The sequence below is a fragment of the Humitalea rosea genome, from assembly GCF_003253705.1.
GTDB classification, from domain to species: Bacteria; Pseudomonadota; Alphaproteobacteria; order Acetobacterales; family Acetobacteraceae; genus Humitalea; species Humitalea rosea.
On the sequence record NZ_QKYU01000027.1, the window covers coordinates 1 to 12,092 of the forward strand.

Genomic DNA, 12,092 nt, shown 5'->3' on the forward strand with positions numbered 1-12,092 from the left:
ACGGGCTGCGACGCCCCAGGGCCCTGCGGCCTTTCACCCGCCACCGCACCACCAACGCTAGCCGATGCCGGCGCGGATGAGCCAGACTTACAAGGCTCGGCGCCTCATCCAGTACGCAACGGCGGGCCTTGGCCCGCCGTTTTGCGTTTTGCTACCGGGCCTTGGCCCGCCGTTTTTGCGTTTGGGGTCGGGCCTTGGCGCTCTGCACCGTTGCAGCCCCGCCACGTCATGCGCATCTTCCCCGTCAGAGGGGAACCGCCACGATGATCCGCCAGCCCGATCCCAAGCCCGAGGTTTTGGCCCGCGCGCCCGAAATTGTCGCGGCCTTGCGCGCCATCGTCCCGGACGGCCCCCTCGGCCATGGCGTGATCAGCGACGCCAGGCGCCTCAAGCCCTATGAAACCGACGGCCTCGCCGCCTATCGCCAGCCGCCGCTCGCCGTGGTGCTGCCCACCACCACCGAACAGGTCGCCGCCCTCCTCGCCTATTGCAACCGCATGGGCGTGCGCGTGGTGCCGCGCGGGGCAGGGACCTCGCTCTCCGGCGGGGCGCTGCCGCTCGCCGATGCGGTGGTCATCGGCATGATGCGGATGAACCAGATCCTGGAGATCGACTACGCCGACCGGTTTGCCGTGGTGCAGGCCGGCGTCACCAATATCGGCATCACCAAGGCCGTCGAGGCCGCCGGATTCTTCTACGCCCCCGATCCGTCGAGCCAGCTCGCCTGCATGATCGGCGGCAATGTGATGATGAATTCCGGGGGCGCGCATTGCCTGAAATACGGCGTCACCGCCAACAACCTGCTCGGCCTCACCTTCGTCTCCATCGAAGGCGAGGTGATCAAGATCGGCGGCGACCATCCCGATGCGGCGGGGCTGGACTGGCTCGGCCTCATCACCGGCTCCGAGGGCCAGTTGGGCCTGGTCACCGAGGTCACCGTCCGCATCCTGCGCGGGCCCGAGGGCGCGCGCGCCATGCTCGCCGCCTTCGATGGCAATGAGGTCGCGGGCCAGGCCGTGGATGCCATCATCGGCAGCGGCATCATCCCCGTCGCCCTGGAATTCATGGACCGCCCCGCCATCCATGCCTGCGAGGCGTTTGCCCATGCCGGCTATCCGCTCGATGCCGAGGCGATGCTGATCATCGAGGTCGAGGGCAGCGTGGCCGAGCAGGACGACATGCTCGCCCGCATCCGCGACATCTGCGCGCAATTCAACCCGATCAGCATGAAGGTCGCCGAGAGCGCGGAGCAATCCGCCGCCATCTGGAAGGGGCGCAAGGGTGCCTTCGGCGCGGTCGGGCGGATCAGCCCGGATTACCTCTGCATGGACGGCACCATCCCGACCAGCCAGCTCCCCTTCACCCTGCGCCGCATCGGCGAGATGTCGGCGGACTACGGCCTGCAGGTCGCCAACATCTTTCACGCGGGCGACGGCAATCTGCACCCGCTGATCATGTTCGACGCCAATGATGCGGATAGCTTCGTGCGGGCGGAAAAATTCGGTGCCGATATCCTGCGCCTCTGCGTCGAGGTCGGCGGGTGCCTGACCGGCGAACACGGGGTGGGTGTGGAGAAACGCGACCTGATGGGGGTGCAGTTCACCGCCCGCGAGCTTGACCAGCAGCGCGCGCTGAAAACCGCCTTCGACCCGCAATGGCTGCTCAACCCCTCCAAGGTCTTCCCGCTGGACGGGCTGCCCGCCAGCGCCTCGATGCCCATGGCGGCCGAATGAGCGGCAGCCTCGCGCCCGCGGATGAGGCCGGCATCGCCGCCGCCGTGCTGGCCGCCGCCGCCGCCGGCGAACCGCTGGCGATCGAGGGCAATGGCAGCAAGGCGGGGCTGCTGCGCCCGGTGCAGGCGGCGCGCGGCCTCTCCACCCGGGGGCTGACCGGGATCACCCTCTACAAGCCGGCCGAATTGGTGCTGTCGGCCCGCGCCGGCACGCCGATCCCTCAGATCGAGGCCGCGCTGGCCGAACACGGCCAGCATCTGATCGCCGAGCCGCCCGATACGCGCGCGGTCTTCGGCAGCGACCTGCCCGCGACCCTCGGCGGCATCGTCGCCACCAACCTCTCGGGGCCGCGCCGCATCGCCTGGGGCTCCATGCGCGACCATGTGCTCGGCGTCCGCTTCGTGAACGGGCAGGGGGAGGTGCTGCGCTCGGGGGGGCGGGTGCTGAAGAATGTGACCGGGCTCGACCTCTGCAAGCTGCTCGCCGGCAGCCATGGCACGCTCGGGATCATGACCGAGATCACGCTGAAGGTGCTGCCCGCGCCCGAGGCCAGCGCCACCGTCGCGGTGCCGGTCGCCGATCTGGCCGAGGGCGTGCGGGTGCTGTCGGCGGGCCTGGGCAGCCCCTTCGGGGTGTCCGGTGCCGCGGTGCTGCCCGAGGGGTATGAGGCGCTGCGCGGCCCCGTCGCGCTGCTGCGGATCGAGGATTTCATCCCCTCCGTCGCCTATCGCTGCGGGCGGCTCGCGGCGGAGTTTCCGGGCGCCATCCTCATCGAGGAGGCCGCCTCCCGCGCCCTGTGGCGCGCGATCCGCGATCTTGGGCCGCTCGGCGCGGCACCCGGCGAGGCGATCTGGCGCCTCTCCGCCCGTCCCAGCGCGGGGGCGGGGCTGGCCGCCTGCCTCGGCGGCCGGGCGCTGCTGGATTGGGGTGGGGGGCTGGTCTGGCTCGCGGCCGAGGCCAGCGAGGCGAACCACCGCCGGGTGATGGCGGCGGCCGAGGCGGCCTCGGCCTCCTTCACCCTGTTCCGCGCCCCGGATGCGCTGCGCGCCGCGGTGCCGGTGATCAATGCGGAGGCGGCGCCACTCGCGGCGATCGCGGCGCGGATCAAGGCGGCGCTGGATCCGGGGCTGCTGTTCAATCCGGGGCGGATGCGGGCGGGCGGCTGATCGCTCCACCGACCCGCGGTTTGTTGAGGTGAATCAACGAAGGCTGCCTCGCCCTGAACCAGAGTGCCGTCAAATAAACGGCGCCTCTCTTCTTCAGGAGTTACTCAGATGGTTGAACAACCCCTTTTCTCGAATCCCCGAGACCGTATGTTTCTGCCCTTCATGGGGGTGTTCTACGATCGCGTCGCGCAGCCGCTGGGATGGATGTTGTTCCGGGTGCTGATCGGTGGGGCGCTTGTCTATGAAGGCTGGCCGAAGATCATCGACCCCCTGGGCCAGGTCGGATTTGTCGAGAACCTCGGTTTCTACCCCGGCTGGCTCTGGTCGCCGCTGCTGGCCGCCATGCAGTTCTTCGGTGGCTTCGCCATCGCCGCCGGCTTCCTGACCCGGCCGATCGCCCTGGCCAATGCGGTGATGCTGGCGATCACCCTCTGGTTCCACGTCTCCTTCCCCTATGGCGATCGCCTGGTCACCGATGCCGGCTTCCAGGTGCTGAGCGCCGGTGGCGCCGAGTTGCTGACCTCGGCCGGGGCACGGCGGCTGGCGGATGGCGGCCAGGCCTTCCTCGGCCAGGTGCAGGAGAAGGCCGAGATGGCCTCGCTGCTCTGGACCGGCGGGGCGGCCTTCTTCGCGGCCTTCGGCGGCGGCATCTGGTCGGTGGACCGCTGCCTGATGAAGAAGGAGTTCTGACGGCCCGCCGCGCGTAAAACCGCGGCGTCGTTCGCAGCTCACGCGTATTCGTGAATTAGCGATTTACAATATGAACGCGGCGGGGAAGCTTCCGGTGATTGCGGCGATGCCGCGCGCATATCCCGATCAACCTGGAGCGGGTCTTCGCCGCGCCTATCGCCATGTGGAGCTGCTCCGCTGGGGCCTGCCGGACCCCGACTGCCATGGTGCCGCGCGCGAACTTGCGCGGGGCTCGCGATCGCGGCGGTGGCGGCGGGGCGGGCCCCTTTCGCGCCGGCCGGTTGGATCATGCGGGCCTGCTGGCCGCATGGCCGCGATATCACCGACGCCGGCATGCTGGACGAGTCGCGCGGCCGCTTCGATGCGGCGCCCCTGATCAAGGCAGCCCGATCCCCCACGATCCCGGCCATCTGGCATGCCAATACCGAGCCGCGTGCGTCTTCGGCGCGCCCAGCTATGTCGTGGCCGGGCGTATGTTCCGGGGACAAGACCAGCTCGAATGGGTCGAGGACGCGCTGCAACAGGTTTCAACCGGGAGAACAGACCGATGCCCATCCTGACCAGACGCACCATGGCGGGCGCCGCCTTTCTCAGCCTCGCCGCGCCCCGGCTCGCCCGTGCCGAGGTCAGCGAGGTCCGTTTCGCCGAGGGCTTCGGCCTCAGCTATCTGCCGATCACGGTGATGGCGCATGAGCAGATGGTCGATCGCCGCGCCCGCGCCATGGGCCTCGGCCCGGTCAATACCCGGCTGCTGAAGCTGACCGGTGGCCCCGCGATGATCGACGCCATGCTGGCGGGGCAGGTCGATTTCATCTCGGGCGGCGTGCCGCCGATGATCAACCTCTGGGACAAGACGGTCGCCTCGCTGCATGTGAAGGCCATCGCCTCCATGGGCAATTCGCCGCTGCATCTGAACACCATCGTGCCCGATGTGCATGACCTCGCGGGGTTGGTGGACAAGGGCCGCATCGCGCTGCCGGCGGTGCGCATCTCGGTGCAGGCGCTGACCTTGCAGATGGCCTGCGAGAAAGCCTTTGGCAGGGATGACTACCAGAAGCTCGACCGCCAGACCGTCTCCATGCCCCACCCCGAGGCGATGCAGGCGCTGCTCGGCGGCCGCACCGAGATCACCTCGCATTTCGCCAGCATGCCCTTCCTTTGGTACGAGGCGAAGGATACGCGCGTGGCCCGCGTGCTATCCTCCAGGGATGTGCTGGGCGGCAACCATACCGGGGCGGTGCTCTACAACAGCGGCCGCTGGCGCGATGCCAATCCCAAGGTCTTCGATGCCGTGGCGCTGGCGATCGACGATGCCAACACGCTCATCAACGAACAGCCGCGCCGCGCCGCCGAGATCTATGCCGCCGCCAACCCCGGCCGCATCGACCTCGCCGAGATCGAGGCCATGATCGCCGACCGCGAGACCACCCAGTTCACCTCGACCCCGGAACGCGTGATGCCCTACGTCGAGTTCATGCATCGCCGCGGCCAGATCAAGACGATGCCGGCAAGCTGGAAGGATCTGTTCTGGGACAACATGCATGACCGCGCCGGGAGCTGAGGCGATGACCGCCGTCCCGCTGCTCGATGTGCCCCTGTTGCTTGATGTGCCCCTGTTGCTTGATGTGCAGGACGTCACCCTGCGCTTCGCCACGCCGGAGCGGCAGGTCACCGCGACCTCCCGCGTCAGCTTCCAGGTGCGGGACGGGGACCGTTTCGTGCTGCTCGGCCCCTCCGGCTGCGGCAAATCCAGCCTGTTGAAGGCGGTGGGCGGGTTCCTCAAGCCCGCGGAAGGGCAGATCCTGCTGAACGGCCGCGCGGTGGACCGCCCGGGGCCGGACCGGATGATGGTCTTCCAGGAATTCGACCAGCTGCTGCCGTGGAAGACCGTGCTCGGCAACATCGCCTTCCCGCTCAAGGTCGCGGCCAGCCTGGGGCGGCGCGAGCGGCAGGAGCGGGCGGAATATTATCTGGAGAAGGTGGGCCTGGCCCGCTTCGCCCATGCCTATCCGCATACCCTCTCGGGCGGCATGAAGCAGCGCGTCGCCATCGCCCGCGCCATGGCGATGAAGCCGGACATCCTGCTGATGGACGAGCCCTATGCCGCGCTCGATGCGCTGACCCGGCGGCGGATGCAGGAGGAGTTTTTGGCACTCTGGGACGACATCGGCTTCACCGCGCTGTTCGTGACCCATTCGATCGAGGAGGCGATCATCATCGGCTCGCGCATCCTCGTGCTCTCCCCGCATCCGGGGCGGGTGCGGGCGGAGCTGGATGCCTCCCGCTTCGACCAGCACCACCAGGGCGGCGCTGATTTCCAGGCTTTTCAACGGTGTATCCACGACATGCTCTTCGCCGAACCCATCGAGGAGGCGGTGGCGTGAACATGCTGAGCCCCGCCCCCCGCCGCAGCACCGCGCCGCGCCCCGATTTCGAACCCGCCGGGATCGCCGCCGAGGCGCCCGAGGCGGTGGAGACCCCGCTGCCTGTCCTGCGCCGGCTGCTCAACCAGGGCTGGGTGCGGCGCGGCATCATCCTCGCCGCCATCGCCTGCCTGTGGGAGCTGAACGCGCGGCTGCTGGACAATCCGCTGCTGTTCCCGACCTTCCTCGTCACCTTCAAGGCGCTGTGGGGGCTGATGCTGGATGGCACGCTGCCGGACCGGATCGGGGTGTCGATGCAGGTGCTGCTCTTCGGCTATGGCGCCGGGATCGTGCTCGCCGCGATCATGACCTCGCTGGCCGTCGGCACCCGTTGGGGGGCGGATGTGCTCTCGACCCTGACGGCGATGTTCAACCCGCTGCCGGCGATCGCGCTGCTGCCGCTGGCGCTGATGTGGTTCGGGCTCGGCACCGGCAGCATCGTCTTCGTCATCATCCATTCGGTGCTCTGGGCGGTCGCGCTGAACACCCTGGCCGGCTTCCGCGCGGTGCCGGATGCGCAGCGTATGGCGGGGCAGAACTACGGGCTGCGGGGGCTGCGCTATGTCGCGCTGATCCTGGTGCCGGCGGCGCTGCCCTCGATCGTCTCGGGGCTGAAGATCGGCTGGGCCTTCGCCTGGCGCACGCTGATCGCGGCCGAGCTGATCTTCGGGGTCTCGGCGGGGTCGGGCGGGCTCGGCTGGTTCATCTTCGAGCGCCGCAATGCGCTGGAAACCGCGGATGTCTTCGCCGGGCTGATGACCGTGATCCTGATCGGCCTGCTGGTCGAGGGCGTGGTCTTCCGCACGCTGGAGGCGCGCACGGTGGTGCGTTGGGGCATGCAGCGATAGGCTCGGGCCAAGCTGGGGCCGGCCGGCAGGAGAGGGAACCGCCCTGGACAGCATGCGCAGCGGCATTTCCGATCTGGCGCAGCGGGCCGATGCCGCCGCGACCCTGCGGGACGGTCAGCAGCGCCTCGCGCCGCGTGATGCGGTCGGCCCCCGCCTCGCACCATCGCGGGGTATGGCCTGGCTGTCATCCTGATCCAATGGATCTCTCCCCATTGGTTTGAGGGGGGGGATCGCAAGAGCCGCGCCGATGCTTTCGGCCGCCGGGGCCGCAATGCGCGCCCGTCGTTCGCGGAATGCATTGCAAATCGGTAACTCTCTGAAAACTCCCGATATTTTGCGGTGGTCACATCCTGGTCTTCGCTCGCCGGGGACAGAAAACTGGCGTAGAAGGGGCCCACCCCCCCGTTGCCACGAGACAAGTCCCCGCCATGCGCGTCCTCATCCTGTTGCTGACCCTCGCCTTCGTGGCCCCGGCGCACGCGGACCTGCTCTATGTGCTGAATTCCGGCGATGCCGACATCCAGGTGCTGGATGCCGGGACGCGCGAGGAAGTCCGCCGCATCTCCGTGCTGCGCGAGGCGCATCATCTGGTCTGGGCGCCCGATCGCTCGGTGCTGCTGATCGGGGATTCTGGCGGCAATGAGATGCTGTTCATCCAGCCCGCGACCGGCGAGGTCATCAGGCGCGAGCGGATCTCCAACCCCTACCACATGGAATTCAGCCCGGACGGCAAGCATCTGGTCGTCACCAGCCTGCGGCGGAACCAGGTGGACATCTACAACTGGGACGGCGCTGACCTGACCCTCGCCGCGCGGCTGCGGGTCTCGGACAAGCCGAGCCATCTCGCCTACCGCCCGGATTCCAAGGTCGTCTATGTCACCTTGCAGGGCACCCGCAGCCTGATCGCGATCAGCCTGGAGACCAACCAGCCGCTCTGGACCATGGAGGTCGGCCGCGATCCTGCCGGGGTGATCTGGCACCGTGACCGGCTGCTGATCGGCATCATGGGCAGCGACAATGTCGCGGTGGTGAACGCCGAGACCCGCGTGGTGGAGCGCCGGGTCGTGGTCGGCCGGGGCGCGCATGCGCTGTTCGTGGGCCCCAATGACGGGCCGGTCTATGTCACCAGCCGGGTGGACAGCCGGATCACCGTGCTCGACCCCGGCAGCCTCGCGGTGCTGCATGCCTGGAACGTGCCGGGCGGGCCGGATTGCCTGACCTTCGACCCCGAGGGCCGGGTCTGGGCCACCTTGCGCTGGGCCGGGCGGGTCGGGCTGGTCGATGTGGAATCCGGCACCATGGAGGAGACCCGCGTCGGCCGCAGCCCGCATGGCGTGCTCTTCGTGCCCCGGCGGGATGTGGCGGCGGCGGTGCCGGCGCCCGCCCCGTGATGCTGCGGCGGGGGCTGCTGGGCGCGGCCGGGGCGCTGCTGGCGCGGCCGGTTTTCGCGCAGCCGCGCGGCGCCGGCACGCTGTACCTGACGATCGACACCGGCTGGGGGCGGGAGGCGGAGCAGATCGCGGCCCTGCTGCGCGAACGCCAGATCCCCGCGACCCTGTTCCTGGCCGATGAGCCGACCTTTCGCGGCGACCGCAGCCTCGGCCCCGGCTGGGCGCCGTTCTGGCAGGCCCGCGCCGCCGAGGGCCATGCCTTCGCCAGCCACACCTGGCGGCATTGGTATTTCTCCGGCGACACCGGGCGGGACCGCGTGCGCTTCGCCTCCCGCCGGAGCGGCGAGGGGTCTGAGGTGCTGACCCCCGCCACGCTTTGCGCGGAGCTGGAGCATCCGATCCAGGCCCTGCGCGCGATGGTGCCCCATGCCTCGGTGCTGCCGCTGTGGCGCGCGCCGGGCGGGCGGGTCACGCCCAATGCCATCCGCATGGCCCGCGCCTGCGGGCTGACGCATCAGGGCTGGACCAGCGGCGGCTTCCTCGGCGACGAGCTGGAGTCCGCCGCCCATCCGAACGCCGCCCTGCTCAGCCGCGCCCTCGGCGGCATCCGCGATGGCGAGGTGCTGGTGATGCATTGGGGCGTCCGCTCCCGCCGCGACCCGATGGCCAATGTCTTCGGCGCGATGCTGGATGGGCTGTTGCACCGCGGCTTCCGCTTCGCGCTGCTGCCGCCGCAGGGCATCGGCTGATGTTCGACTTCATCGGGGACCTCTGGATACGCTTCACCGGCACGCTGTTCGAGCAGGCGCTGCAACCCACGCTCTACGCGCTCGGGCTGATGGATTGGGCGGATGACGCCTTCCAATGGATGGATTTCTTCCTCTTCGGCCTGTTCAGCGTCGGCGTGGTCTATGCCGTGTGCCGGCCGCTGGAGGCCTGGCGCCCGGTCGAGCGCTGGGCCGACCGGCGCGATGTCGGCACCGACATCATCTACACGCTGCTGGCCCGCCTCGGCATCCTGCCGCTGCTGGCCTTCATCCTGCTGGCCTCGGTCGACGCCTGGGTCATCGGCACCATCGCCGACAGCGGCTGGGTGCCGCCGAGTTTGGAGAACCTGTGGCCCGCGCTGCGCGAAAGCCCGCTGCTGGCCTTCGCCGTCTATGTCGTGGTGCTGGATTTCGGCGAATACTGGCGCCACCGCTTCCAGCACCGCATCGGCTGGTGGTGGGCTCTGCATTCGCTGCACCACGCCCAGACCCAGATGACCTTCTGGACCGATGACCGCAACCACATCCTGGACGACTGCCTGGGTGCGCTGTGGTTCGGCGGGCTGGCCTTGCTGATCGGCGTGCCGCCGGGGCAGTTCCCGCTGGTGGCGCTGGTGCTGCGGCTCGCGGAAAGCCTCTCCCACGCCAATGTCCGGCTCTCCTTCGGGTCGGTCGGCGAGCGGCTGGTGGTCTCCCCGCGCTTCCACCGGCTGCATCACGGCGTGCTGTCCGCGGGCGAGAGCGGGCGCAATTACGCCGTGCTGCTGCCGATCTGGGACTGGATCTTCGGCACCGCCGATTTCCGTCGCGACCAGTTCCCGTTGACCGGGGACCCCGATGCCTCGCCGGTTCTGGTGCATGGCGGCTGGTTCGCGCAGCAGATCGAGGGGGGGCGGCGGCTCTGGGGCGTGCTGCGCCGCGGCTGAAGCAGCCCGGTCTGAAGCAGCCCGGCCTGGGGCCGGCCGCCCCGAGCGCGATCGCCGCGCGATGATGCGCCAGAGTCGTATTTATAGCGCAATTTCATGGCGTTACCAATCGCCTCGCGATTCAGTCTGACGCGATGCCGCGCTAATGATCCTTCTTGTCCTCAAGCCGGTCGAGCAGGCCGAGCATCAGGATGCCGCCCAGGAACATCCCATGCAGCGCCATCGCCATCCAGAGGTCGCGGTCGCTGTAGTGGCCGACCTTGAGGAACATCGACAGCAGATGGATGCTGCTGATCGCCACGATCGAGGTCGCGAGCTTCACCTTCAGATTGCCCGGATCGACCGAACCGATCCAGGCGATGCCATCCGCATCCGCCTGTTTCGCCAGACGGCTGACCATGCCGTCATAGGAGGCGATGACGACGGTGATCACCAGCGAGGCCACCAGCGCCGAATCGAGCAAATAGAGCAGGCCGAGCAGGACGTCCTCGTCGCTCGCGACGAAGAGGTCGGTCCCGAATTTCCAAACCTTCCAGGCAAAGCGCACCCCATAGAGCCCGAGCGCCAAGGCCAGGCCGAGCATGAACACCGTCAGCACATGCCGGCTGGCGAGGATGATGCGGTCGAGCGGTGTGGTCATCACGATGCCTCCGGCCCCACACTTGCCCCGAATCCGGCGGACGGGGCAACATCATGGCAGTGACATCGGGCATGGGCATCATGCGGCTGGCGCCCGAGGCGCGCCTGTCCGGTGCCACCATCGGCGCCGGCTGCATCTGGCTCGCCGGGCAGGTCGCCGATGATTCGAGCCTGGATACCGAGGGCCAGACCGCCGACATCCTCGCCCAGATCGACGCGCTGCTGGCCGAGGCCGGGACCGACAAGCGCGCCCTGCTGTCCGTCACCATCGTGCTGACCGACATCAAGGAGGCCCCGGCCATGAACCGCGCCTGGGACCGCTGGCTCGACCCCGCGCACAAGCCCGCGCGCATGACCATCCAGGCGCCGCTGGTCGATCGCGCCTGGCGGGTCGAGATCACCGGAGTGGCGCTGGCCCCCCCGCCGTGAGCCTCCCCCACCTGCCCAGCCGCGCCTGGCTGCGTTCCTCCGCCATGACCTTCGGCCTGTCGCTGGTCGTGGCGGCGGGGGTGGCCGACCATGGCTGGACCTTGCCGCTGACCGTGCTGGCGGTGGCGGCGATCGGGCTGGGGCTGCTGTACCATCTGTTTCCGCGCGGACTGCATTTCGCCATCGGCACCGCCACCGGCCTGGCCCTTTATGCGAGCTTCTTCGCCGTGCTCGGCCGTGGCGCCTTTCCCGGCGCCAACCCCGGCGCCGTCGCCCTGGCCTTCACCTTGCCGGTCGCGGCCTTCCTCGGCAGCCTCTGGGTGCGGCGGGGCAGCCTCGCCGCGCTGGCCGAGCAGCAGGTTGCCTTCAACGCCGATCATGTGCCGGGCATCCTGCGCTGGCTGGTCGGGCTGGCGGGGGTGGCGACGCTCTCTTTCTCGATGCCGATCAACCGGCTGGACGGGCTCGGGCAGTCGCTCGCCTTGCTGGCGGCGATGGCGGTGATCGGCCTGCTGGTCGCGGTTGCGGCGCGCGACGTTGTCCGGCTGCTGACCTATGCCGCGCTGATCCTGGAGGAGATGGCCGACCGCGCCGCGCATCTGCTGGTGCCGGTCGTGGCCTTCATGATCCTTTACGCGCTGCTGACCATCGGCTTCGCCTCGGTCTATCGCGTCGCCGATGCGATGTCGCTGCATCCACTGTTCATTGGCCCGACCGGGGATGCGGCGCGGCTGAGCTTCAGCGATGCGCTGTATTTCTCGGTCGTGACCCTCTCCACCGTCGGCTACGGCGATATCCGGCCGAGCGATGACGGCATCCGCCTCTTGGCGGCGGTGCAGATGGTCTCGGGGCAGTTGCTGCTGCTGTTCGGCTTCTCCGAGGTGATGCGCAGCCGCGGCGCGCAGATGCCCCGCCCCCCCTCCGAGACGGGTGGGGAGGGCTGATGCGTTGATCGCCGCGGCAATGCCGGGCATAGCGCATGGCTGCTGCCGCCGGGGTGCCGCCAAGGCGCCGCGCGGCCGCCGCAATCGGGCGGCAGTCTCGGTGGACTCCCTAGAGTTCTTCTCTGGGGCAGATTGG

The 12,092-nt window shown here is 69.1% G+C and carries 13 protein-coding genes; 12 read left to right on the plus strand and 1 reads right to left on the minus strand.

Annotated elements, in window-relative coordinates; genetic code table 11:
- Positions 1–263: 263 nt before the first annotated feature.
- The 10 genes from C8P66_RS19240 to C8P66_RS19280 all read left to right on the plus strand — a co-directional run bounded on the left by C8P66_RS19240 (position 264) and on the right by C8P66_RS19280 (position 9,944).
- Entirely contained in the window at positions 264–1,733 is a 1,470-nt protein-coding gene (locus C8P66_RS19240) for an FAD-linked oxidase C-terminal domain-containing protein (RefSeq protein ID WP_111399913.1), read from the plus strand.
- Complete coding sequence (gene glcE, locus C8P66_RS19245) at positions 1,730–2,899, plus strand: glycolate oxidase subunit GlcE (protein WP_111399914.1); 1,170 nt, start codon at positions 1,730–1,732, stop codon at positions 2,897–2,899. Before C8P66_RS19240 ends, glcE begins: the two co-directional genes overlap by 4 nt.
- Positions 2,900–3,046: 147 nt before the next feature.
- Positions 3,047–3,589, plus strand: coding sequence for a DoxX family protein (locus C8P66_RS19250; RefSeq protein ID WP_211314205.1), 543 nt, complete (start codon positions 3,047–3,049; stop codon positions 3,587–3,589).
- A 547-nt stretch (positions 3,590–4,136) separates the two neighbouring features.
- Positions 4,137–5,150, plus strand: a complete 1,014-nt coding sequence (locus tag C8P66_RS19255) for an ABC transporter substrate-binding protein (protein ID WP_158537317.1) — start codon at positions 4,137–4,139, stop codon at positions 5,148–5,150.
- 4 nt (positions 5,151–5,154) lie between these two features.
- Positions 5,155–5,973 carry an ABC transporter ATP-binding protein gene (locus C8P66_RS19260; RefSeq protein ID WP_245903679.1) on the plus strand — a complete coding sequence of 273 codons (819 nt, stop codon included), beginning with the start codon at positions 5,155–5,157 and terminating at the stop codon, positions 5,971–5,973.
- A gap of 2 nt (positions 5,974–5,975) precedes the next feature.
- Entirely contained in the window at positions 5,976–6,860 is an 885-nt protein-coding gene (locus C8P66_RS19265; protein WP_111399974.1) for an ABC transporter permease, read from the plus strand.
- A 52-nt stretch (positions 6,861–6,912) separates the two neighbouring features.
- Entirely contained in the window at positions 6,913–7,053 is a 141-nt protein-coding gene (locus tag C8P66_RS23935) for a hypothetical protein (RefSeq protein ID WP_158537318.1), read from the plus strand.
- Positions 7,054–7,288: 235 nt separating this feature from the next.
- Positions 7,289–8,251, plus strand: a complete 963-nt coding sequence (locus C8P66_RS19270; RefSeq protein ID WP_111399918.1) for a YncE family protein — start codon at positions 7,289–7,291, stop codon at positions 8,249–8,251.
- Complete coding sequence (locus tag C8P66_RS19275; RefSeq protein ID WP_111399919.1) at positions 8,251–9,000, plus strand: polysaccharide deacetylase family protein; 750 nt, start codon at positions 8,251–8,253, stop codon at positions 8,998–9,000. Before C8P66_RS19270 ends, C8P66_RS19275 begins: the two co-directional genes overlap by 1 nt.
- Positions 9,000–9,944, plus strand: a complete 945-nt coding sequence (locus C8P66_RS19280; RefSeq protein ID WP_111399920.1) for a sterol desaturase family protein — start codon at positions 9,000–9,002, stop codon at positions 9,942–9,944. Before C8P66_RS19275 ends, C8P66_RS19280 begins: the two co-directional genes overlap by 1 nt.
- A 142-nt stretch (positions 9,945–10,086) precedes the next feature.
- On the opposite strand, the gene C8P66_RS19285 is transcribed toward C8P66_RS19280, so the two are convergent.
- Positions 10,087–10,584 (minus strand): YqhA family protein, encoded by a 498-nt coding sequence (locus tag C8P66_RS19285; protein WP_111399921.1) that lies wholly within the window; start codon positions 10,582–10,584, stop codon positions 10,087–10,089.
- 71 nt (positions 10,585–10,655) lie between these two features.
- On the opposite strand from C8P66_RS19285, the gene C8P66_RS19290 reads away from it, so the two are divergent.
- The gene (locus C8P66_RS19290) at positions 10,656–11,012 is read left to right on the plus strand and encodes a RidA family protein (protein ID WP_111399922.1); all 357 of its coding nucleotides are present in this window, start codon (positions 10,656–10,658) and stop codon (positions 11,010–11,012) included.
- The gene (locus C8P66_RS19295; RefSeq protein ID WP_111399923.1) at positions 11,009–11,956 is read left to right on the plus strand and encodes a potassium channel family protein; all 948 of its coding nucleotides are present in this window, start codon (positions 11,009–11,011) and stop codon (positions 11,954–11,956) included. The genes C8P66_RS19290 and C8P66_RS19295 overlap by 4 nt, the downstream gene beginning before the upstream one ends.
- The last annotated feature ends 136 nt before the right edge of the window (positions 11,957–12,092 follow it).